Here is a 22,563-nt window from a genome sequence, read left to right as displayed (position 1 = left end):
GGTTGCTATGCTGCGGAGATGGGGACGGAACCGCCCGGTCAGCCGGCGAGCAGGCGTGACGAGCTTCTCCAGCTCGCCGCGACGATGTTCGCCGAACGGGGCCTCAAGGCGACCACGGTTCGCGATATCGCCGATTCCGCCGGCATCCTGTCCGGCAGTTTGTACCACCATTTCAAGTCCAAGGAGCAGATGGTCGAGGAGGTCCTCCGGGACTTCCTGGATTGGCTGTTCGCCAAGTATGAACAGATTGCGGCCTCCGAGGACAGTCCCCTGGAACGACTCAAGGGACTGTTCCTGGCGTCGTTCGAGGCGATCGAGCACCGGCACGCGCAGGTCGTGATCTACCAGGACGAGGCCAAGCGGCTGTCCGCGCTGCCGCAGTTCGACTTCGTCGACAAGCGCAACCGGGAACAGCGCAAGATGTGGCTGGACCTGCTGAATCAGGGCGTCGCCGACGGATCGTTCCGGCCGGACCTCGATGTCGACCTGGTCTACCGGTTCATCCGCGACACCACCTGGGTGTCGGTCCGCTGGTATCAGCCGGGCGGACCGCTCACGGCCGAGGAAGTCGGCCGGCAATACCTGGCCATCGTTCTCGGCGGCATAACGAAAAAGGAGATCAGTCATGGGTGAGGCGTACGTCATCGATGCCGTTCGCACCGCGGTGGGCAAGCGCGGGGGATCGCTGTCCGGAGTACATCCGGTCGACCTGGGGGCAGCCGCCTGGCGCGGACTGTTCGACCGCAATGATCTGGATCCCAGTGCCGTCGACGACGTGATCGCCGGCTGCGTGGATGCCATCGGCGGCCAGGCCGGCAACATCGCCCGGCTGTCGTGGCTCGCCGCCGGCTACCCCGAGGAAGTTCCAGGGGTGACGGTGGATCGCCAGTGCGGATCCTCGCAACAGGCCATTTCCTTTGGCGCCCAGGCCATCATGTCCGGCACCGCCGACGTGATCGTGGCCGGTGGCATGCAGAACATGAGCCAGATCCCGATCAGCTCGGCGATGATCGTCGGTGAACAGTTCGGCTTCACGTCACCGACCAACGAATCCAAGAGCTGGCTGCACCGCTACGGTGACCAGGAGATCTCGCAGTTCCGCGGCTCCGAAATGATCGCCGAGAAGTGGAATCTGTCCCGCGAAGAGATGGAGCAGTACGCGCTCACCAGCCATCAGCGCGCACAGGAGGCCATCCGGGCCGGCTACTTCGAGAACGAGATCATCCCGGTCGACGGATTCGTCACCGACGAAGGCCCGCGCGACACCTCGTTGGAGAAGATGGCCGGGCTCAAGACCCTGGTCGAGGGTGGCCGGCTCACCGCGGCGATGGCCAGCCAGATCTCCGACGGTGCCAGCGCGGTACTGCTCGCCTCGGAAAACGCCGTGAAGACGCACGGGCTCAAGCCGCGCGCCCGCATCCACCACATCAGTGCCCGCGGCGCGGACCCGGTGTACATGCTCACCGGTCCGATCCCGGCCACCCACTACGCGCTACAGAAGACCGGGTTGTCCATCGAGGACATCGACACCGTCGAGATCAACGAGGCGTTCGCCCCCGTGGTTCAGGCGTGGCTGAAGGAGACCGGCGCGGATCCGGCCAAGGTGAACCCGAGCGGCGGCGCCATCGCGCTGGGCCATCCGCTCGGCGCCACCGGTGCCAAACTGTTCGCCACCATGCTGAACACGTTGGAGCGCACCGGCGGTCGTTACGGTCTGCAGACCATGTGTGAGGGCGGCGGCACCGCCAACGTGACCATCATCGAACGGCTCTGAACGCCCGGCCGGCGGTCAGCCGTCGACGATGACGAAGGACTTGCGGATCGTCTCCCGGACGACCCAGGTGCCACGCCATCCGCGCGGCAGGACCAGCAGTGAACCGGGACCGATGTCGGCGGCGGTCCCGTCTTCGCCGGTCACCGTGCCGTACCCCGAGATGATCTGGCACACCTCGGTATTGGCGCTACGGTCGGCGGTGAACTCGCCGGGTCCGCATTCCCAGACCCCGGTGGACAGGGTTCCCGCCGCCCACACGTCGAGGGTGGCTTCCAGCTGATTGCTGCGGCTGGTCGGCTTGGGTTCCGGTGCGGGCAGTTCGGTCTCCGTGACGTGCACGTGGCGCAGGCCCACCGGGCTGTGCGGGTCGCTCGGTTCGACAGGCCCCATGCGGTCCTTCGCCCTCAACGTCCGGTGATCATGTTGGCGATACGGGCAATCCGGCTGGTGGCCGGGAGATCACGCTCGCTTTCCCGCCGATCGGCCATCCGGTACAGCACGTACATGCTCTGCACGCCCAGCCACCGCAACGGTTCCGGTTCCCAACGGCGGACGCGGCGGCCCACCCACGGCAGCCGGGTCAGCTCGGTGTCATGGCGCAGCACCAGGTCGGCGAGGGTGCGGCCGGCGAGGTTGGTCGTGGTCAATCCGCTACCGACATAGCCGCCGGCCGTCCCCAGACCGGTCACCGGATCCAGGTCGACCGTTGCCGTCCAGTCCCGAGGCACACCGAGCACCCCGCACCACGCGTGCACGATGGGAACCGACCGCGTCGCGGGGAACATGTCGTGCATCAACTCGGTCAGCGCGTGGACCGTCCAGTCCTGGGTGGCGCCGTCGATATCGGTGCGCGAGCCGTACCGGTAGGGAATCCCCCGCCCACCCAGGGCGATCCGGTTGTCGGCGGTGCGCTGGGCGTACATGTACCCGTGCGCGCAGTCCCCGAGCAGTTCCGCGCCGCGCCAACCGATCTCGTCGGATGCCTGCGCAGGCAGCGGCGCGGTGATCACCATCGAGGAGTTCATCGGAAGCCAGTCGCGTCGCTGCCCTTCCAGGCTCGCGGTGAAGCCCTCCAGACAGCGCAGCACCACCGGCGCCCGGACCACCCCGTGGTCGGTGACGGCGCGGCCCTGCTCGATCCGGGTGACCGTGGTGTTCTCGAAGATCGTGACACCGGCGTCCTCGACGACTCGGGCCAGGCCCAGCACCAGTTTGGCGGGTTGCACCCGCGCGCAGTGCGGACTGTACAAGCCGCCCAGTGCGCCGGCGACCTTGATGCGCTCGTCCAGTTCGTCACGCGACAATGCGACGAAATCCTCCGGCTCTGCACCCCATTGCTGTTCGTAGCGCAGGGTCTCGTACATCCGGCCCAGCTGCGCGCGCGACCGGGCGACCTCCAGCAGGCCGTCCTTGACGATATCGGCGTCGATCCCTTCGGCCTCGGTGACGGCGATGACGTCGTCGACGGCAGTCCGCATGGCCCGCATCAGGTCGGCCACACCCTCACGGCCGTGCGTCGCCGCATAGGCATCACGGTTGCCTGCCAACTCGGCCGACAACCACCCGCCGTTGCGGCCGGAGGCGCCGTATCCCGCGAACTCCTTCTCCAGGATGCTGATACGCAGGTCGGGCTGTTGCCGCTTGAGGTAGTACGCGGTCCACAGACCGGTCAGGCCCGCGCCGACGATACACACGTCGGCCTCCTGGTCGCCCGGTAGCGCGGGCCGCCGCTCGGGGAGACCGATCGATCGGTACCAGTACGACACACCACCATTGATGAACTGCGTCGGGGTGTCGGAAGGCATCTGGGAAGGCACCTCGGATGGCACTGATGTACTCCTGTTCGTCTTCGTCACGTAAGCCGGTGCGGCAGAGCGCCCTCGCCGAGGGGCACTCCTCATATCGTCGGCGGGCTGACGATCCAGAGAAGTTCGGCGCGTTCGGCGCTGTGGTTGTGGACGGTGTGCGGCACCGAGGTCCGGTATTCGGCACTGTCACCGGCCTCGAGCTGATGCATCGCCCCGTCCAGCTCGAGCACGATGCTGCCGGCGATGACGAGCATGATCTCCTGCGAGTCGTCGTGCACGTAGGCGTCTCCCGCGCTGCCACCCGGGGCGAACTCGGCGACATAGACCTCAAGATTGCGCAAAGGCTTCTGGGACAGCAGGTATTTGGCGCTGGTATCCGAGACGTGGATCTCCGGCCGGTCCCGCCTGCGCAGGATGCGGGCGCCGTGCGCATGGTGGTCGGTGAACAGGTCGGGCAGCGTGACACCGAGTTCCTCGCACAGCCGGCGCAGGGTCCCGACGCTGGCGTTGACCTGACCGCGCTCCAGCTGGCTGAGGAAGCCCGCCGACGTCGCGGCCCGGCCGGCGAGGTCGCGCAGAGTCAACTTGCGGGCCAACCGGAATTCGCGGATCCGCGCACCCAGATCGGATTCCGCCGTCGCGGGGGTCGCGGCGACACCCGCGTCCCCAGATTGCATCAAGGTGAGACGTCCGTTCGTGGTTGCAAACAATGCATTCTGTATCACTAAACAAAGTGTTCGTCGAACGTATGGCATCGATGGCGGTGACGCAACCCCGACGACGGAATCGGCATGACCACGACCGCATCTGTCGCTCAGATGATTCGCATCGACGATGGTCGTTGGACCTGCTCACGCCGCCCTGGTGTCATGGAGGGCATGAAACGAACCCTGATCCGTGCGGCCGGGATCGTCGTGCTGGCCGCCGTCACCGGCGCGGCGTGCGTGCTGGAGGCAGTCGCCGCCTGGCCGATGCGCTGACATCGGTCCGCCGTTCGGCCGTAGGCCTCGGCGCTAGGGTTGAGCATGGGCAATTCGGGGGAGAATTCCGCAGCCGATGCGGTTCAGAACGAGAGCCTGCTGACCGTCGCCGTCGCGCTCGGCGCGAATGTGCTTATCGCCGTTGCCAAGACCGTTGTCGCCGGGCTCACCGGGTCGGCGTCGATGTTGGCCGAGTCCGCGCACTCGTGGGCCGATACCGGCAATGAGGTGTTCCTGCTGATCGGTACCCGCCGGTCGATGAAACCGGCCGATGCCGACCACCGGCTGGGCTATGGCCGCGCCGGTTATATCTGGTCGATGTTCGCGGCCTTCGGCCTGTTCACGGTCGGGGCCGCGGTGTCGGTCTGGCACGGCGTGCAATCACTCGGCGGTGAATCGGAGGCGACCTCATATGGCTGGGCGTATGCGGTCCTCGGGGTCTCCTTCGTGCTGGAGGGCACATCGTTTCTGCAAGCGTTGCAACAGACCAGATCCGGTGCCGCGCAACGCCGTATCCATCCGTTGCGGTACGTCCGGGTGATGTCCAACCCGATGTTGCGCTCGGTGTTCGCCGAGGACCTCTCGGCGTTGATCGGCATCGTCATCGCCGCGGCGGGCATCCTGGCCCATCAGCTCACCGGGGCCGCGGTCTGGGATGCCGTCGGCTCCATCCTGGTGGGCGTCCTGTTGGGCGGGGTGGCGCTCTTTCTCATCGGCCGCAACATGGACTTCCTGACCGGTGAAGCCGTCACCCCGCTGGCCCGCAACACGGCGCTGCAAGGCCTGCTGGACCACCACGATGTCGAGCGGGTCAGCTACCTGCACATGGAATGGGTTGGTGCCGATCGGATCTACCTGGTCGCCGCCGTCGACCTGGTCGGGGATGCGGCGGAATCCAACGTGGCCGCCCGGTTGAACGCCATCGCCGACGAGCTGCAGTCGCGGCCGACCATCGTGCGGGCGGTGCTGACGCTCACCCGGCCCGGTGACACCACCGATCTGCGCCCGGGTGAGCTTCCGGACTGGTATCGCTGACCGATCACGAATTCTCTCCGACGGTAGGCATCGGCGCTCGACGTCGAGCAGACTGGGGTCATGACCGACCGAGGGACCGAGGACAGCGACACCGACCGGCACCGCCCGGAGTTCCACCCCTATCACCACCCGGCCGCCGGCTGGGGAGCCGCCGTCAGCGTCACCAAGTTCCTGGCACGTGAGCGTGAACCCTTCGACGGACCCCGCGCCATCATGAAGATGAACCACGAGGACGGTGGGTTCGACTGTCCCGGCTGTGCGTGGCCGGACGACCTCAAGGGCCTCAAGCTCGACATTTGCGAGAACGGCATCAAACACGTCACGTGGGAGATGACGCACAAGCGTTGTGGGCGGGAGTTCTTTGCCGCGCATACGGTCTCGGAGCTGGCGAACTGGAGTGACTTCGCGCTGGAAGACCAGGGCCGGCTGACCGAACCGATGGTCTACAACCCGGATACCGACCACTATGAGCCGATCGGCTGGGCGGATGCGTTCGCCTTGGTCGGCGCCGCCCTGGCCGGCCTCGACGATCCGAACCAGGCTGCCTATTACACATCGGGCCGACTCGGCAACGAAGCGACCTTCCTCTACCAGCTGATGGCCCGCGAGCTGGGGACCAACAATCTTCCCGACTGTTCGAACATGTGTCATGAGGCCAGTGGCCGCGCGATGCAGGCCGCGCTGGGCACCGGTAAGGGCACCGTGGACCTGGCCGACTGGGAGACGGCCGACGCCCTGTTCGTTCTCGGGGTCAACGCCGCGTCCAACGCGCCGCGGATGTTGACCGCGCTGTCCGAGGCCTATCGCCGCGGCGCGCAGATCGTGCACATCAACCCGCTCGTCGAGGGCGGCGCCACCAGGACCATCATCCCGCACGACTTCCTGCGGATGGCGACGTTCAAATCGACCAAGACCAGCACCTTGAACCTGCAACCCAGGATCGGCGGCGATCTGGCCCTGATCCGTGGCATCGCCAAAGTCGTTCTGGAACAGTCGAAAACCGACCCCAAGGCGCTCGACGCGGAGTTCATCGAACGCTTCACCGCCGGATTCGAGCAGTACCGTGACGTGGTCGAAGCCACCTCATGGGACGAGATCGAAGCGAAATCGGGCGTGTCCGAGCGCGATATCCGCGCTGCGGCCAAGATCTACCGGGACGCCGACCGCAGCATCATCAGCTGGTGTCTGGGCGTCACCCAGCACGAACACGGCGTCGACACCGTCCGCGAGATCGTCAACCTGCTTCTGCTGCGGGGGAATCTGGGCCGGGAAGGCGCCGGCCCGTCGCCGGTACGCGGCCACAGCAATGTGCAGGGCAACCGCACCTGCGGTATCGATCACCGACCCACCGAGGAATTCCTGGACAGGCTGGCCGAGGTCTGCAAGATCGACCCGCCCCGCGCGCACGGACTGGACACCGTCAGGACCATCGAAGCCATGCACAGCGGCGCACTGAAGGTGTTCGTGGGTATGGGAGGCAATTTCGCCGCCGCCGCACCCGACACCGAATACACCTATGCCGGGCTCCGGAAATGCGAGCTCACCGTGCAGGTCAGTACCAAACTGAACCGTAGTCACGTCGTCCACGGCCGCCGTGCGCTGATCCTGCCCTGCCTCGGCCGGACCGAGAAGGACCACCAACGCTCGGGCGTGCAGTCGTCGTCGGTGGAGGATTCGATGAGCATGGTGCATCTGTCCCGGGGGACGAAGAAGCCCGCATCCCCCGAGCTGATGTCGGAGCCGGCCATCATCGCCGGTATGGCGGCGGCGGCCCTTCCCGGCAGCGCCACCCCGTGGCAGTGGTACGTCGAGGATTACGACCGGATCCGCGACACGATGGCCAAGGTGCTCGACGGATTCGAGGACTTCAACAGGCGGGTCCGCCTGCCGCTGGGGTTCCGGATCAAGCAGCCGGCCCGCGAACTCGTCTTCCTGACTCCCTCGGGCAAGGCCGAATTCTGGGCGCCCCCGCTGCCCGACGACGGTGTCGCCGAAGACAGCCTGATCCTTGCGACACTACGGTCGCATGACCAGTGGAACACCACGGTGTACTCCGACAATGACCGCTACCGCGGTGTGAAGAATCTGCGCACCCTGGTGTTCATGAACGCCGAGGACATGGCCGACCGCGGAATCCGGGAATTCGACGAGGTCGATATCGTCGCCACCGCACGTGACGGCAGTACCCGATCGCTGCGCCGGTACAAGGCCATCCCGTACAGCATCCCCCGGGGGAACGCCGCCGGCTATATGCCGGAGATGAACGTGCTGTGCGCCATCGGCGACTACAGCACGCAAAGCGATCAGCCGATCATGAAGAACATCAAGGTCCGGGTGGAGCGCTCGGGCTGACCCCGGCGACGAGCGCCGCCGGAGTCAGGCCTGGATGTACTTGGCGGCCGACTCCAGATGTTCGATCGCCTCGGCGACGATCGCCGGGACCAGTTCGGCGCAGGTCGGCAGGTCGTCGAGGATGCCGGCCACCTGGCCCGAGGCCAGCACGCCGGCCTCGGTGTTGCCCTCGACCAGCCCGGCCTTGAGCAGCATCGGGGTGTTGGCCGCCATCACCACCTGCGACCAGGTGAGGTCTTTGCCGTGCCGCATCGCCAGACCGTCGGTGATCATCGACTTCCAGGTCATGCCGGACATCTTCTTGAACTTCTGGGCGTTGGCCACCGCGGCGGCCAAACCCCGTACCGGCGAACCGCTTTCCAGCTTCTCGACCAGGCCGGTGCGCAGCACGCGGTGCGGCATCCCGTCCACCCGGGTGGACACCACGGTGCCGTCCAGCGCCGCATCCAGGTAGCGGCGCTTGACCGCGTCGGGCACCGTCGAATCCGCCGTCAGCAGGAAGCGGGTGCCCATCGCGACGCCGGCCGCGCCGTACGTCAAGGCGGCGGCGAGTCCGCGACCGTCGAAGAACCCGCCGGCGGCCACCACCGGCATCCCGGTGTCGGCGACCGCGTCGAGTACCGACGGCAGCAGCAGGGTGGTGGCGATCGGACCGGTGTGGCCGCCGCCCTCACCGCCCTGCACGATCACCGCGTCGGCACCCCAGCTCGCCACCTTCTTGGCGTGCTTGGCCAGCCCCACCGACGGAATGACCACCACGCCGGCGTCTTTGAGCTTGGCGATCAGGTCGGGCTTGGGGGCCAGGGCGAAGGAGGCGACTTTGACTCCTTCGCGGATCAGGAGGTCGACGCGGTCGTTCGCGTCGCCGGCGTCGGCACGGATGTTGATGCCGAACGGTTTGTCGGTCGCGGCCTTGACCTTGGTGACGGCGGTCCGGAGTTCCGCGAGCGTCATGGTCGCCGATGCCAGGATGCCCAGGCCGCCGGCATTCGAGGTCGCGGACACCAGCCGGGCGCCCGCGACCCAACCCATCCCGGTTTGGACGACGGGGTGCTCGATGCCGACCAGTTCGGTCAACGGGGTCTTCAAGCTGGTCACAGCTTGACCTCTGTGTCCCGCAACGACTTCGGATCGATCACCTCACGCAGCAGGCGCTGCTCCTCGGTATCGGGCAGTCGGGTGGTCTCGGCGTCGCCCAGGCCGTGCACCTCGAACGAGGTGTTCTCGGCGACCTGTTCGGCCTCGACGCCGGGATGCAGCGACACGGCCCGCATCTGGTGCTCCGGACCGTTGAAGTCGAACACCCCGAGGTTGGTCACCACCCGGTAGATGTTGGCGAACCGATAGGCGGGGTTCTTCGGATCGACCTTGTCCCAGCCGATTCCGGACACGATATCGACCTTGTCGGTGAACACGCGCTTGGAATGGTTGCCCACCCAATAACTGGTGGCGTGGTTGATCGAGTTACCGGGCGCGCCGCGCACCCCGAACATCTGGCGAGTCGGGTGCTGGATCGGCCCGAACGCCGACAGGTTCTGGTTGCCGTACCGGTCGATCTGGTTGGCGCCCATCACCACGTGGCGCTTGCCCCAGGCCAGGGTCTCGAAGACTCGGTTGAACGGCATCCAGCCCTCGATCGCGGCGGCCGCACCGATGGCCGGGGTGTCGGCGATGATGCGCGCCTCACCGTCGGTCAGCACGATGTCGGGGGAGAAGGTCAGCCGGGCCAGCCGGGCACCCACCGACACGATGGTGGTCATCGGCGACACCATGATCTCGCCGGCATCGCGGAACAATTCGGCGCACGCGACGGCGCACACCTCGGCACGGGTGGTGGTCATCGGTTGGCCTCCTCGGCGAATTTACGCACGGCGGCTTGGTAGTCGTCCTCACTGCCGGACAGGTACGTCGTGACGAACTGGGCCCAGGTTTCGGCGGAGCCCGCGGCCTCGGCGTAGTGCCGCTGGAACTTCTCAGCCCGCCGGTAGTCCGGCTCGTTGGTGGTGAAGTGCGCACCGCCCGGTGCCTCGACGACGGCGTCGACCATCATCCGGTTGATCAGCAATGCCTGCGGCGGAACGGCTTTCACCAGTTCGTCGGTGGAGACGATGCGTTCCACCGACAGCAACCGCCGCTGCGCGGACATCAGGAACAGGTCGTCGAAGTAGGGGTCGATGCCGGTGTAGGCGGCATTGCCCCGCTCGTCGCCGAGGTTCATGTGCACGAACGCCGCGTCCAGGTTCAGCGCCGGCATGGCGATGAGTTCCTGGTCGTCGTAGGGAGATTTGACGGTCTTGAGTTCGTCGCCCCAGAAGGTACGGACATCGCTGCCCAGGCCGGCGCGGATCGGCAGGAACGGCAACCGCTGGGCGGCGGCCTGTAGGCCGCAGCGCAGCATGCCCTCGTCCATTTCGCGGGCCTCGATGGCGCCGGTGGTGCGGGCCTTGGCGAACCACGGATCGTAGAACGGCGGCGAGTCCAGCGACACGAAGCCGTAGTACACCCGCTTGACCTTGCCTGCCGAGCACAGCAGGCCCAGATCGGGGCCGCCGTAGGTGACGACCGTCAGGTCCGTCACGTCGGTGCGCAGCAGTGCGCGGACGAAGGCCATCGGCTTGCGCCGGGAACCCCAGCCGCCGATGCCGATGGTCATGCCGCTCTCGATGGATGCCACGGCGGCATCCAATGTTGTTATTTTGCTGCTCATTTCGACCCCTTGTCGGTACCGGCGAAGGCATCACGGTGCTCGTCGGACACGCCGGCGAGGTTGAGTTCGAAGGTGAACCCCTGTTCCATCCGGTATCTCGCGTTGACCGGCTGGACGTCGATGAAGTTCAGCGCCTCCTTGGCGGCCCGGATCACCCGGGTGTCCTTGTTGGCGATATCGCGCGCGACCCGCAGGGCCGACTCGTCGAGGTCGGCGCGCGGCACCACCTCGTGTACCGAGCCGAAGTGGTGCAGGGTTTCGGCGTCGACGGTGGCGGCGGTGTAGAACAACCGGCGCATCAGGTGCTGGGGCACCAGGCGGGACAGGTGAGTGGCGGCCCCGAGGGCGCCGCGCTCCACCTCGGGCAGCCCGAACTTGGCATCGTCGGAGGCGACGATCACGTCGGCGTTGCCCACCAGTCCGATACCACCGCCGACGCAGAAGCCGTTGACGGCGGCCACCACCGGCACCTCGCATTCGTACACCGCGCGGAAGGCGTGGTAGCAGCCGCGATTCGCGTCGATCAGGGCGGTGAAGCCCTCGGTGTTCTGCATCTCCTTGATGTCCACGCCGGCGTTGAAGCCCCGGCCCTCGGCTCGCAGGATCACCACGTGGGTGCTGCGGTCGCGGCCGGCGGCGGTGATGGCGTCGCCGAGTTCGAACCAGCCGCGGGAGGGGATGGCGTTGACCGGCGGGTAGTTGACGGTGACCGAGACGATGCCCGGCTCGACTGTCTCGGTGGTGATGGTCTTCGCTTTTTCTGACACGGTCACTTCCTGAAGGGGTCGCTACCTAAGCAAGCACTTGCTTGGTACGCTAGCACAGTGACCGACGCGGCTGGAATCAATCTGCAACTGGCGGGCCGGGTGGTCCTGGTGACCGGCGGGGTGCGCGGGGTCGGCGCCGGGATCAGCTCGGTGTTCGCCGCCCAGGGCGCCACCGTCATCACCTGTGCGCGCCGTCCCGTCGAGGGTCTGCCGTACGAGTTCCATGCTTGCGATATCCGCGACGACGAATCTGTCAAGGCCATGATCGACGCGATCGTCGCGGCGCACGGCCGCCTCGACGTCGTGGTCAACAATGCCGGCGGCTCCCCGTATGTGCTGGCCGCCGACGCCTCGGCGAAATTCAGCACCAAGATCATCGAGCTGAACCTGATCGGCGCGCTGTCGGTATCCACCCACGCCAACGCCGTCATGCAGGCCCAGGGCAGCGGCGGGTCGATCGTGAACATCTCCAGTGTCAGCGGGCACCGGCCCACGCCGGGCACCGCCGCCTACGGGGCGGCCAAGGCCGGCATCGACAACCTCACCTCCACCCTGGCCGTCGAATGGGCGCCCAAGGTCCGGGTCAACTCGGTGGTGGTCGGCATGGTCGAGACCGAGCAGTCCGAACTGTTCTACGGCGACGCCGGGTCGGTGGCCGCCGTGGCCGCCACGGTCCCGCTGGGCCGGTTGGCCAAGCCCGCTGACATCGGTTGGGCCGCAGCCTTTTTGTCATCCGAAGCAGCGTCGTATATCAGCGGAGCCACGCTCCAGGTGCACGGCGGCGGGGAGCCGCCGACCTACCTGGCGGCGTCCAGCGCCAACAAGTAAAAGGAGAGAACAACAATGGGTTTGCTCGACGGCCGCGTGGTCATCGTGACGGGCGCCGGCGGCGGCATCGGCCGCGCGCACGCGCTCGCGTTCGCCGCCGAAGGCGCGCGCGTGGTGGTCAACGACATCGGTGTGGGCCTGGACGGGTCGCCGGCCGGCGGTGGCAGCGCCGCGCAGGCCGTCGTCGACGAAATCGTCTCCGCCGGAGGCGAAGCCGTCACCAGTGGTGCGAACGTCGCCGACTGGGCGCAGGCCGAGGGCCTGATCCAGACCGCGGTCGACGCGTTCGGTGGACTCGACGTCCTGGTCAACAACGCCGGCATCGTGCGGGACCGGATGTTCGCCAACACGTCGGAAGAGGAGTTCGACGCCGTCACCGCCGTGCACCTCAAGGGACACTTCGCCACCATGAAGCACGCCGCCGCGTACTGGCGCGCGCAGTCCAAGGCCGGTAACACCGTCGACGCCCGCATCATCAACACCAGTTCCGGGGCCGGCCTGCAGGGCAGCGTCGGGCAGGCCAACTACAGCGCCGCCAAGGCGGGCATCGCCGCCCTGACCCTGGTCGCCGCCGCCGAGATGGGCCGCTACGGCGTGCGCGTCAACGCCATCGCGCCCTCGGCGCGCACCCGGATGACCGAGACGGTGTTCGCCGACATGATGTCCACGCAGGACCAGGATTTCGACGCGATGGCTCCGGAGAACATCTCGCCGCTGGTGGTGTGGCTGGGCAGTGCCGAATCCCGCGACGTCACCGGCCGGGTGTTCGAGGTCGAGGGTGGCGTCATCCGCGTCGCCGAGGGCTGGGCGCGTGGTGCCGAGATCGACAAGGGCGCCCGCTGGGACCCGGCCGAACTCGGGCCGGTGGTCGGCGACCTGTTGGCCAAGTCGCGGACCCCGCTGCCGGTGTACGGCGCCTGAGCGGCGGCCGTCGGTCCCCGGCGCGGCCGGGGGCCGGTTACGCCGGGTCGCAGATGACGATCGGGATCTTGCGGTCGGTGTAGGACCGGTAGTTCGCGAAGTCGGCGTACATGGCGTCCAGCTTGGGCCAGTACTCGTCGCGTTCGGCGTCGGTCGCGTCGCGTGCGATCAGGTTCAGCTTCTCTTTCTTGGTCTGGAAGCTGATGTTCGGGTTGGCCTTCAGGTTCAGGTACCACATCGGGTTGGTGGCGCGACCGCCCTGCGAGGCGACCAGGACGATCCGGCTGCCCTCCTGCAGGAAGAGCAACGGACTGTCCCGCAACTCTCCGGTCTTGCGGCCCGTCGTGGTCAGGATGCCGACCTCGGCACCGCGCAGGAACTTGTTGGCCAGCTTGCCGCCGGACTTCTTGAACAGCCAGGTCTGGGCTCGCGACATCCACTTGATCGCGGTGCCCGTGGCCGGGGCGTTGAGCCGTTCGACCTGCTTGGCATTGAGTGGGCGAGGCGGAGTGGCCATGTCTGCGGTCCCTATCGGCCGATGAAGGGGGTGAGTTTGGCGTTGATGTGGTGGATCAAGCCATCGGATTCCGGGATCAGGAACGTCTCGTCGACGTGCGAGCACACCCGCCGGCCGAGCAACCGCGGCTTGGTCAGCACGTCGAACCGGGCCCGCACATGATCACCGTCGACGGAGAACTCCGGCGGCGTCGTCGCCTCGATGATCTTGAACTGCGGGCCGTTGTTCAGGCTGCGCCGCAAGTGATCTCCGGAGCGACCGGTCTTGACCCCCATCTCGATGCGGATACATCCCGGCGCGAACGGCACCTCGTCGGCGCGGTGGGTGACCAAGGCATCGATGTACGCCTGCGCCGCTGCGATGCGGTCTGCTTCCGTAGCTGGCACCGGCCGGACTCAGATCCGCTCGATGATGGTGCCCGTGCTCAGCGCCCCGCCGGCACACATGGTGATCAAGGCGGTGCTCTTGCCGGTGCGCTCCAGCTCGTGCAGGGCCGTGGTGATCAGCCGGGCCCCGGTCGAACCGACCGGGTGGCCCAGCGCGATGGCGCCACCGTTGACGTTGACCTTGTCCATGTCGGCGCCGTGCACTTGGGCCCAGGACAGCACCACCGAGGCGAACGCCTCGTTGATCTCGACCAGGTCGATGTCGCCGAGCTTCATCCCGGCCTTCTCCAGCACCCTGGCCGTGGACTGCACCGGTCCGTCGAGGTGGTAGTAGGTTTCGGCGCCGACGTTGGCCTGCGCGACGATGCGAGCACGGGGCTTGAGGCCGAGCGCGCGCGCCTTGTCCTCGTCCATCCAGAGCACCGCCGCCGCGCCGTCGGAGATCTGCGACGACGTGCCCGCGGTGTGAATTCCGCCGTCCAACACCGGCTTCAGCGACGCGAGCCCCTCGGCGGTGGTGTCGCGCAGGCCCTGATCGCGGGTCACCGGCGCCCATTCGGCGGTCGGTTGCTTGTTCTCGTCGAGCACCGGGGCGGAGATGGGCGAGATCTCGCGGTCGAAGCGGCCCTCGGCCCAAGCCTGCTTGGCCTTGAGCTGGGAGGCCAGGCCGAGGGCGTCGATGTCGGCGCGGGTGATGCCGCGGCGCTTGGCAATCCGCTCGGCGGCCTCGAACTGGTTGGGCATGTCGATATCCCACGACGACGCCCGGATCAGGCTGCGGTCCGGGCCGGCGTTGGCGCCCAGGCCGACCCGGCTCATCGCCTCGATGCCGCACGCGATGCCGATATCGATGGCGCCGGTGGCGATCAGGCCGGCGATCAGGTGGTTGGCCTGCTGGGCGCTACCGCACTGGCAGTCGATCGTGGTGGCGCCGACGTGCTCGGGCAGGCCCGCGGTCAGCCAGCCGACGCGGGTGATGTTGTTGGACTGCTCGCCGTACTGGGTGACGCAGCCACCGATGACCTGTTCGACGTCACCGGCGGCAATCCCGGCCTTGTCCACCACGGCCTTCTGTACCGCGCCGAGGAGTTCGGTGGCGTGCAGGCCGGACAACCAGCCGTTGCGCTTCCCGATCGGGCTGCGGGTGGCTTCGACGATGACAGGATTACCCATGTCGTCAGGCTAGAACACGTTTCATTACTCTGACAAGCGACGATGCCACCGTGCCTTTTATCTGCGGTGGAGGCATGTTTTACTGGCACTAGAACACGTTGCATTCGTAGGAGCGCAAACTCATGCCATGCCCAATCTCGCCCGACTTCGACTTCCTCGACGCCAGCCTCAACCTGGAACGGCTGCCCGTGGAAGAACTCGCCGAACTGCGTAAGTCCGAGCCCGTGCACTGGGTCGACGTGCCCGGTGGCACCGGTGGGTTCGGTGACAAAGGCTACTGGCTGGTCACCAAGCACGCCGACGTCAAAGAGGTGTCCAAGCGCAACGACATCTACGGCAGCTCGCCCGACGGCGCCATCCCGGTGTGGCCGCAGGAGATGACCCGGGAAGCGGTCGACCTGCAGCGGGCCGTGCTGTTGAACATGGACGCCCCGCAGCACACTCGGCTGCGCAAGATCGTCTCCCGCGGGTTCACCCCGCGGGCCATCGGCCGGCTGGAGGCCGAACTCGCCGAGCGCGCCCAGAAGATCGCGCAGACCGCCGCCGCCGAGGGCTCCGGCGATTTCGTGGAGCAGGTGTCCTGCGAGCTGCCGCTGCAGGCCATCGCCGGACTGCTCGGTGTTCCGCAGGAGGACCGCGACAAGTTGTTCCGCTGGTCCAACGAGATGACCGCCGGCGAGGATCCCGAGTACGCCGACGTCGATCCGGCCATGTCGTCGTTCGAACTCATCAGCTACGCCATGAAGATGGCCGAGGAGCGGGCCAAGAACCCGACCGAGGACATCGTCACCAAGCTGATCGAGGCCGATATCGACGGTGAGAAGCTCTCCGATGACGAGTTCGGCTTCTTCGTCGTGATGCTCGCGGTGGCCGGCAACGAGACCACCCGCAACTCGATCACCCACGGCATGATCGCCTTCTCACAGCATCCCGAGCAGTGGGAGCTGTACAAGAAGGAACGCCCGGAGACCGCCGCCGACGAGATCGTCCGCTGGGCCACCCCGGTGTCGGCCTTCCAGCGCACCGCGCTGGAGGACACCGAACTGGCCGGCGTGCAGATCAAGAAGGGCCAGCGGGTGGTGATGTCCTACCGGTCGGCCAACTTCGACGACGAGGTCTTCGAGGATCCGCATGCATTCAACATCCTGCGCAACCCGAACCCGCACGTCGGCTTCGGCGGCACCGGCGCGCACTACTGCATCGGCGCGAACCTGGCCCGGATGACCATCAACCTGATTTTCAACGCGGTCGCCGATCACATGCCCGACCTGAAGCCCATCGGTACGCCCGAGCGGCTGAAGTCCGGCTGGCTCAATGGTATTAAGCATTGGCAGGTCGACTACACCGGTAAGTGCCCGGTCGCGCACTGAATTAGGAGTACACGGGTGGACTTCGCACCGAACCCGGAGCAACAGGCCGTCATCGATGTGGTGACGTCTGTGCTGGATCGGGACAACAGTTGGGACGCACTGGTTTCCGGTGGCGTACTTGCGCTCGCCGCACCGGAGCGCCTCGGCGGTGACGGTCTCGGACTGCTCGAGGTGGCGACCGCGCTGACCGAGGTCGGCCGGCACGGCACCATCAGCCCGGCGCTGGCGACGCTCGGTCTCGGGCTGGTGCCGCTGCTCGACCTGGCCTCCGCCGAGCAGCAGGATCGGTACCTGGCCGGGGTGGCCAAGGGAGCGGTGCTGTCGGCCGCCCTCAACGAGCCGGGCTCGTCGCTGCCCGAGCGGCCGGCCGTCACCTTCACCGGCGGCCGGCTCAACGGCACCAAAATCGCTGTGCCCTACGCCGAATCGGCCGAGTGGCTGGTGGTGACCGCCGACAGTGCCGTCGTCGTGGTACCCCCGACGGCCGCCGGCGTGAGCCTGGTCAAGACACCGGCGGCCAACGGCTCCGACGAGTACGTGGTGACCTTCGCCGACGTACAGGTGCCGCCCGCCGATGTGCTTCAGGGCGCGAGCACGCACCGGGTGAACCAGTTGGCGCTCGCGAGCACCGGGGCGTTCGCCGCCGGCCTGGTCGCCGGTGCGCTGCGGCTGACCGCCGACTACGTGGCCACCCGTGAGCAGTTCGGCAGGCCGTTGTCCACCTTCCAGACGGTGGCCGCGCAGCTGTCCGAGGTCTACATCGCCTCGCGCACCATCGATCTGGTGTCCACCTCGGCGGTCTGGTTGTTGTCCGAAGGGCTGGACGCCGATGACGACCTGGCCATTCTGGGTTACTGGGTGACATCGCAGGCCGCCCCGGCGATGCGGATCTGCCACCACCTGCACGGTGGCATGGGCATGGACATCACCTACCCCATGGACCGCTACTACTCGTCGATCAAGGACTTGACCCGGCTGCTCGGCGGTCCGACGCATCGTCTCGACCTGGTGGGAGCGTAGAGCACATGTATATCGAATTGACCCCCGAGCAGCGGGCGCTGCAAGCCGAACTGCGGCAATACTTCTCGAATCTCATCACGCCCGAAGAAGCCGCGGCGATGGAGACCGACCGCCACAACGAGGCCTACCGGGCCGTCATCAAGCGGATGGGTTCGGACGGCAAGCTGGGCGTGGGCTGGCCCAAGGAATACGGCGGCCTGGGTTTCGGGCCGATCGAACAGCAGATCTTCGTCAACGAGGCCAACCGCGCCGACGTTCCGCTGCCGCTGGTCACCCTGCAAACCGTGGGGCCGACGCTGCAGGTGTACGGCACGGAGGAGCAGAAGAAGAAGTTCCTTCCCGGGATACTGTCCGGCGACATCCATTTCGCCATCGGCTACTCCGAGCCCGACGCCGGCACCGACCTGGCCTCGCTGCGGACCACCGCCGTCCGGCATGGTGACGAGTACGTCGTGAATGGGCAGAAGATGTGGACCACCGGCGCGCACGACGCCGACTACATCTGGCTGGCCTGCCGTACCGATCCGTCGGCGGCCAAGCACAAGGGCATCTCGATCCTCATCGTCGACACCAAGGATCCGGGCTACAGCTGGACCCCGATCATCCTGTCCGACGGCGCCCATCACACGAACGCCTCGTACTACAACGATGTCCGCGTTCCCGCCGACATGCTGGTCGGTGAGGAGAACGGCGGCTGGAAGCTGATCACCACCCAGCTCAACCACGAGCGGGTCGGCCTAGGTCCGGCCGGGCGCGTCGCCGGCATCTACGACCAGATCAAGACGTGGGCCTCCAAACCCGGGTCGGACGGTGTCACTCCGATCGAGCATGATGACGCCAAACGTCTGCTCGGCCAGATCAAGGCCATCTGGCGGATCAACGAACTGCTCAACTGGCAGGTCGCGGCGTCCGGTGAGACCATCGCCGTCGCCGACGCGGCGGCGACGAAAGTCTTCTCCACCGAACGGATCCAAGAGGTCGGTCGGCTCGCCGAGGAACTGGTCGGCAGGTACGGCAACCCGGCCGATCCGGAGACCGCCCACCTGCTGGACTGGCTGGACAAGATGACCAAGCGCAATCTGGTCATCACCTTCGGCGGTGGCGTCAACGAGGTGATGCGGGAGATGATCGCGGCGTCGGGTCTGAAGGTCCCGAGGGTTGCCCGATGAGCGATCTGCAGAAGGGGATCGAGGAGATCCTCGCGTCCGGACGCGGTGAACCCACCATCGCGCGAGATCCGGTGAACCAGCCGATGATCCATCACTGGACCGATGCGATCGGCGACAAGAATCCGATCTACGTCGACGACGAGGCGGCAAGAGCGGCCGGCCACGACGGTATCGTCGCGCCGCCGGCGATGATCCAGGTGTGGACCATGATGGGGCTGGGCCGCACCCGGTCCGACGACGATCCGTTGGCCCGCGCGATGAAGCTGTTCGACGACGCCGGATATGTCGGCGTGGTCGCCACCAATTGCGACCAGACCTATCACCGCTACCTCCGGCCCGGCGAGCAGGTCGCGATGAGCGCCGAGATCGTCAGCATCATCGGCCCCAAGCAGACCGCACTGGGCGAGGGCTACTTCATCAACCAGAAGATCCGTTGGCATGTCGGCGACGAGGAAGTCGCCGACATGGACTGGCGCATCATGAAGTTCCTGCCAGCCGCCAAGCAGGCGCAACCCGAGGCGGCGGCGATCCCCGAGGATCTCGACCCGGACAAGCTGATGCGCCCGTCGTCGTCGCGTGACACCAAGTTCTTCTGGGACGGCGTCAATGCCCACGAGTTGCGTATCCAGCGCCGCCCGGACGGCACGCTGCAGCATCCGCCGGTGCCCGCGGTGTGGGCCGACAAGGATGCGCCCGCCGATTACGTGGTCGCATCGGGCAAGGGCACGGTGTACAGCTATGTGGTGCACCACGCCCCGAAGGTGCCCGGCCGCAGCCTCCCGTTCGTCATCGCGCTCGTGGAACTCGAGGAGGGCGTCCGCATGCTCGGCGAACTGCGCGGGATCGAGCCAGATCAGGTGAAGATCGGATTGCCGGTGCGCGCAACGTATCTCGACTTCCCCGACAGTGACGTCAGCCCGGCATGGACCTTGTACGCATGGGAGCCGCAAGCATGAGCCGCACGGTCGACGCCATCGAGGTCGGCACGAAGCTGCCCGAACTGCAGATCTACGGCGACCCGACATTCATCGTGTCCACCGCCATCGCCACCCGCGACTACCAGGACGTGCACCACGACCGGGACAAGGCGCAGGCGAAGGGATCCAAGGACATCTTCGTCAACATCCTCACCGATACCGGTCTGGTAGGGCGCTATGTCACCGACTGGGCGGGTCCCGACGCCGTCGTCAAGTCGATCAAGCTGCGACTCGGCGTGCCCTGGTATGCCTACGACACCATCACTTTTCGGGGTGAGGTGACCGCGACCGACGGTGACGTGGTGACGTTGAAAGTGGTGGGCAGCAACAGCCTGGGCGATCACGTCATCGCCACATCCACGGTTGCGTTGGGAGGCACGCAGTGAGCCTGTCGGGTAAGGCGGCCATCGCCGGTATCGGCGCCACCGACTTCTCCAAGAACTCCGGGCGCAGTGAGTTGCGGCTGGCCGCCGAGGCGGTGCTCGACGCTCTCGATGATGCCGGGTTGTCGCCGTCGGATGTCGACGGTCTGGTCACCTTCACCATGGACTCGAACCTGGAGACCGCGGTGGCGCGCTCGACCGGGATCGGTGACCTCAAGTTCTTCAGCCAGATCGGCTACGGCGGTGGCGCCGCGGCCGCGACCGTTCAGCAGGCAGCACTGGCCGTTGCCAGCGGGGTGGCCGAGGTCGTGGTCGCCTACCGCGCGTTCAACGAACGCTCGGAGTTCCGGTTCGGCCAGGTGATGACCGGCCTGACGGTCAACGCCGACTCCCGCGGGGTGGAGTACAGCTGGTCCTATCCGCACGGGCTCAGCACGCCCGCCGCGTCGGTGGCCATGATCGCGCAGCGCTATATGCACGAATACGGCGCCACCAGTGCCGATTTCGGCGCCGTGTCGGTGGCCGATCGCAAGCACGCCGCCAACAACCCGAAGGCGCACTTCTACGGCAAGCCGATCACCATCGAGGATCACCAGAACTCGAGGTGGATCGCCGAACCGCTGCGGCTGCTGGACTGCTGCCAGGAAACCGACGGCGGTGTCGCCATCGTCGTCACCACCGCCGAACGGGCCAAGGATCTCAAGCATCGGCCGGCGATCATCGAGGCCGCCGCGCAAGGCGCCGGCACCGATCAGTTCACCATGTACTCCTACTACCGGGATGAGCTCGGTCTGCCCGAGATGGGTTTGGTGGGCCGGCAGCTGTGGGAGCAGAGCGGGCTGTCACCCGCCGATATCCAGACGGCGATCCTGTACGACCACTTCACCCCGTACACGCTGATCCAGCTGGAAGAGCTGGGTTTCTGCGGTAAGGGCGAGGCCAAGGATTTCATCGCCGGCGGCGCCATCGAGATCGGCGGGCGGCTGCCCATCAACACCCACGGGGGCCAGCTCGGCGAGGCCTACATCCACGGGATGAACGGCATCGCCGAGGGCGTGCGGCAGCTGCGGGGCACGTCGGTGAACCAGGTCGACAATGTGGAGCACGTGCTCGTCACTGCGGGCACCGGGGTGCCGACCTCGGGGTTGATCCTGGGCTGACCTGCGGCAGCACCGCGGCCGCCAGCCCATGGCGACAGGGTGTCCTACCCGGAGTGCAATGAAGTGTTCGGCAACGGGCCGACGGCGCGGTAATCTCGATATCGCTGTTCAGATGTGCTCGAGGGGGGCCTTGGCATGGGCATGCAGCCCGATATGAGTCCGTTCGGCTCGCAGACGGTGACGGGACCGGGCTGGCCGAACGTCGACGAGGATGCGCTGGGTGCTGCGGCCGCGCAGTACGAGGCGCTGGCGGCGAAGATCACCGGGACGGTGGTGCCGCAGCAGCAGGGCCAGCTGATGAAGCTCGCCGACGCCTGGCAGGGCGGATCGGCCGTCGCCGCGGCGGGTGAGGCGACCACCATCATCGGCGGTCACGAGTCCAATGGCGCCTTGGCGGCCGCCATCGCGGCCAAACTGCGCAGCATGGAGGCCGCCGTGGTCGCCACCAAGACGCTGGTGAACACCATGGCCGAAGAGACGAACGCCGAGTGCATGGCCATCCAATCCATGCCGGTCAGCAATGTCCAGGAGCTGGTCCAGGCCAGGATCAAACTCGGCCTGTCGCAGAACACGGCCACCGTGACCGCCAATGCCACCGAACTCGCCAACACCATCGGTGCACCACCGAGCCTGCCGGCCTCGGGTCCGCCCGCGGTCGGTGCGCAGCAGTTGGCCGGTCAGGATCCGCAACAGGCGATGCAGATGCTCAGCCAGATGGGGTCCATGCTCACCCAGTTGCCACAGCAGCTGGGACAGGCGCTCGGGCAGGCCCCGCAGCAGATGATGCAGCCGCTGCAACAGCTGACACAGCCCCTACAGCAGCTCACCTCGATGCTCGGCAAGGGTGGCTCACCGTCGGCCGGCGGCGGGCCGTCGCCCTTTGCGGCGTTCTCCAACCACCCCCTGGCGGGTGGTTCCGGTGCCGGCGGTGGGGCCGGGATGGTACGTGCGGCGGGGCTGCCCGGCGCCGGTGGCGGATCGGCGCAGACGCCGCTGATGGCCGGTCTGGTCGGCAAGACGCTGCCGGTGGCGGTCGCCCCGGCCGAGGCCGCGGCCGGGGCCATGGTGGGCGGTGTCGCGCCGGTCGCCGCCGGTGGAGGCGGCATGGGCGGTGGGCCGATGGGCATGATGGGCCAGCGCGGCGGCGAGGGCGGGGGAGTCAAACAGGGGCTGGCACTACCGCCGTCACTGGATTACGGGGAAGACGAGGTCGACGACGATGAATGGTGATCGACG

23 protein-coding genes are annotated in these 22,563 nt (G+C 67.0%); 13 read left to right on the top strand and 10 right to left on the bottom strand.

Translation table 11 applies throughout. The annotated features are described in order from the left end of the window. Positions 1-18: 18 nt before the first annotated feature. Positions 19-633: a TetR family transcriptional regulator KstR2 gene (gene kstR2, locus AWB94_RS14235; RefSeq protein ID WP_024451546.1), complete on the top strand. Its 615-nt coding sequence runs from the start codon at positions 19-21 to the stop codon at positions 631-633. Beyond that, positions 626-1,774 carry a steroid 3-ketoacyl-CoA thiolase FadA6 gene (gene fadA6, locus AWB94_RS14230; protein ID WP_062655915.1) on the top strand — a complete coding sequence of 383 codons (1,149 nt, stop codon included), beginning with the start codon at positions 626-628 and terminating at the stop codon, positions 1,772-1,774. The genes kstR2 and fadA6 overlap by 8 nt, the downstream gene beginning before the upstream one ends. A gap of 15 nt (positions 1,775-1,789) precedes the next feature. On the opposite strand, the gene AWB94_RS14225 is transcribed toward fadA6, so the two are convergent. From AWB94_RS14225 to AWB94_RS14215, 3 genes are all read right to left on the bottom strand, one after another. Continuing rightward, entirely contained in the window at positions 1,790-2,164 is a 375-nt protein-coding gene (locus AWB94_RS14225) for a cupin domain-containing protein (protein WP_064961261.1), read from the bottom strand. A gap of 14 nt (positions 2,165-2,178) precedes the next feature. Beyond that, positions 2,179-3,579: an NAD(P)/FAD-dependent oxidoreductase gene (locus AWB94_RS14220; RefSeq protein ID WP_062655914.1), complete on the bottom strand. Its 1,401-nt coding sequence runs from the start codon at positions 3,577-3,579 to the stop codon at positions 2,179-2,181. A 92-nt stretch (positions 3,580-3,671) separates the two neighbouring features. Then, a complete protein-coding gene (locus tag AWB94_RS14215) occupies positions 3,672-4,259 on the bottom strand; it encodes a type II toxin-antitoxin system RelB family anti-toxin (RefSeq protein WP_062655913.1) in 588 nt (195 codons plus the stop codon). Positions 4,260-4,607: 348 nt separating this feature from the next. On the opposite strand from AWB94_RS14215, the gene AWB94_RS14205 reads away from it, so the two are divergent. Both AWB94_RS14205 and AWB94_RS14200 read left to right on the top strand, forming a co-directional pair. Then, a complete protein-coding gene (locus tag AWB94_RS14205; RefSeq protein ID WP_036397608.1) occupies positions 4,608-5,597 on the top strand; it encodes a cation diffusion facilitator family transporter in 990 nt (329 codons plus the stop codon). A gap of 60 nt (positions 5,598-5,657) precedes the next feature. Then, on the top strand, positions 5,658-7,949 hold the full coding sequence (locus tag AWB94_RS14200; protein WP_062655911.1) for an FdhF/YdeP family oxidoreductase: 2,292 nt from the start codon (positions 5,658-5,660) through the stop codon (positions 7,947-7,949). Positions 7,950-7,973: 24 nt separating this feature from the next. Here the strand turns inward: AWB94_RS14200 and ipdC are convergent, their stop codons facing one another. From ipdC to echA20, 4 genes are read right to left on the bottom strand one after another with little or no spacing between them, the layout of a single operon-like run. Next, positions 7,974-9,047 (bottom strand): (3aS,4S,5R,7aS)-5-hydroxy-7a-methyl-1-oxo-octahydro-1H-indene-4-carboxyl-CoA dehydrogenase, encoded by a 1,074-nt coding sequence (ipdC, locus tag AWB94_RS14195; protein WP_036397606.1) that lies wholly within the window; start codon positions 9,045-9,047, stop codon positions 7,974-7,976. Continuing rightward, positions 9,044-9,790 (bottom strand): cholesterol ring-cleaving hydrolase subunit IpdB, encoded by a 747-nt coding sequence (ipdB, locus tag AWB94_RS14190; RefSeq protein ID WP_062655910.1) that lies wholly within the window; start codon positions 9,788-9,790, stop codon positions 9,044-9,046. Before ipdB ends, ipdC begins: the two co-directional genes overlap by 4 nt. Further along, a complete protein-coding gene (gene ipdA, locus AWB94_RS14185; protein ID WP_062655909.1) occupies positions 9,787-10,656 on the bottom strand; it encodes a cholesterol ring-cleaving hydrolase subunit IpdA in 870 nt (289 codons plus the stop codon). Before ipdA ends, ipdB begins: the two co-directional genes overlap by 4 nt. After that, positions 10,653-11,402 (bottom strand): (7aS)-7a-methyl-1,5-dioxo-2,3,5,6,7,7a-hexahydro-1H-indene-carboxyl-CoA hydrolase, encoded by a 750-nt coding sequence (gene echA20, locus AWB94_RS14180; RefSeq protein WP_337349931.1) that lies wholly within the window; start codon positions 11,400-11,402, stop codon positions 10,653-10,655. Before echA20 ends, ipdA begins: the two co-directional genes overlap by 4 nt. A 78-nt stretch (positions 11,403-11,480) precedes the next feature. Here echA20 and AWB94_RS14175 point away from each other — a divergent pair, with 78 nt between their 5' ends. Next, positions 11,481-12,251 carry an SDR family oxidoreductase gene (locus AWB94_RS14175; protein WP_036397603.1) on the top strand — a complete coding sequence of 257 codons (771 nt, stop codon included), beginning with the start codon at positions 11,481-11,483 and terminating at the stop codon, positions 12,249-12,251. A gap of 15 nt (positions 12,252-12,266) precedes the next feature. Further along, the gene (locus AWB94_RS14170) at positions 12,267-13,172 is read left to right on the top strand and encodes an SDR family oxidoreductase (protein ID WP_036397602.1); all 906 of its coding nucleotides are present in this window, start codon (positions 12,267-12,269) and stop codon (positions 13,170-13,172) included. A 37-nt stretch (positions 13,173-13,209) separates the two neighbouring features. Here AWB94_RS14170 and AWB94_RS14165 read toward each other — a convergent pair whose 3' ends face one another. From AWB94_RS14165 to AWB94_RS14155, 3 genes are read right to left on the bottom strand one after another with little or no spacing between them, the layout of a single operon-like run. Further along, positions 13,210-13,689, bottom strand: coding sequence for a nitroreductase family deazaflavin-dependent oxidoreductase (locus tag AWB94_RS14165; RefSeq protein WP_024451533.1), 480 nt, complete (start codon positions 13,687-13,689; stop codon positions 13,210-13,212). A gap of 11 nt (positions 13,690-13,700) precedes the next feature. Further along, positions 13,701-14,075: a DUF8021 domain-containing protein gene (locus AWB94_RS14160; RefSeq protein WP_062655908.1), complete on the bottom strand. Its 375-nt coding sequence runs from the start codon at positions 14,073-14,075 to the stop codon at positions 13,701-13,703. A gap of 9 nt (positions 14,076-14,084) precedes the next feature. Continuing rightward, the gene (locus AWB94_RS14155) at positions 14,085-15,248 is read right to left on the bottom strand and encodes a steroid 3-ketoacyl-CoA thiolase (RefSeq protein ID WP_036397600.1); all 1,164 of its coding nucleotides are present in this window, start codon (positions 15,246-15,248) and stop codon (positions 14,085-14,087) included. 122 nt (positions 15,249-15,370) lie between these two features. Between AWB94_RS14155 and AWB94_RS14150 the strand changes: the two genes are divergently transcribed. From AWB94_RS14150 to AWB94_RS14120, 7 genes are all read left to right on the top strand, one after another. Then, positions 15,371-16,618, top strand: coding sequence for a cytochrome P450 (locus AWB94_RS14150; RefSeq protein WP_024451530.1), 1,248 nt, complete (start codon positions 15,371-15,373; stop codon positions 16,616-16,618). 15 nt (positions 16,619-16,633) lie between these two features. Then, complete coding sequence (locus AWB94_RS14145) at positions 16,634-17,638, top strand: acyl-CoA dehydrogenase family protein (RefSeq protein WP_062655907.1); 1,005 nt, start codon at positions 16,634-16,636, stop codon at positions 17,636-17,638. 5 nt (positions 17,639-17,643) lie between these two features. Further along, a complete protein-coding gene (gene fadE29, locus AWB94_RS14140; protein WP_024451528.1) occupies positions 17,644-18,807 on the top strand; it encodes an acyl-CoA dehydrogenase FadE29 in 1,164 nt (387 codons plus the stop codon). Then, positions 18,804-19,763, top strand: a complete 960-nt coding sequence (locus AWB94_RS14135; protein ID WP_062655906.1) for a bifunctional MaoC family dehydratase N-terminal/OB-fold nucleic acid binding domain-containing protein — start codon at positions 18,804-18,806, stop codon at positions 19,761-19,763. Before fadE29 ends, AWB94_RS14135 begins: the two co-directional genes overlap by 4 nt. Continuing rightward, positions 19,760-20,170, top strand: a complete 411-nt coding sequence (locus AWB94_RS14130) for a MaoC family dehydratase (protein WP_024451526.1) — start codon at positions 19,760-19,762, stop codon at positions 20,168-20,170. Before AWB94_RS14135 ends, AWB94_RS14130 begins: the two co-directional genes overlap by 4 nt. Next, positions 20,167-21,327: a 17-hydroxy-3-oxo-4-pregnene-20-carboxyl-CoA lyase gene (locus AWB94_RS14125; RefSeq protein ID WP_024451525.1), complete on the top strand. Its 1,161-nt coding sequence runs from the start codon at positions 20,167-20,169 to the stop codon at positions 21,325-21,327. The genes AWB94_RS14130 and AWB94_RS14125 overlap by 4 nt, the downstream gene beginning before the upstream one ends. Before the next feature lie 135 nt (positions 21,328-21,462). Next, complete coding sequence (locus tag AWB94_RS14120) at positions 21,463-22,557, top strand: hypothetical protein (RefSeq protein ID WP_062655905.1); 1,095 nt, start codon at positions 21,463-21,465, stop codon at positions 22,555-22,557. Positions 22,558-22,563: the final 6 nt, after the last annotated feature.

Source organism: Mycolicibacterium canariasense, assembly GCF_002101555.1.
In the GTDB taxonomy this organism is placed as follows: Bacteria; Actinomycetota; Actinomycetes; order Mycobacteriales; family Mycobacteriaceae; genus Mycobacterium; species Mycobacterium canariasense.
Note: the sequence above shows the minus strand (reverse complement) of the source record. Positions and strands in the feature narration are given on the sequence as shown.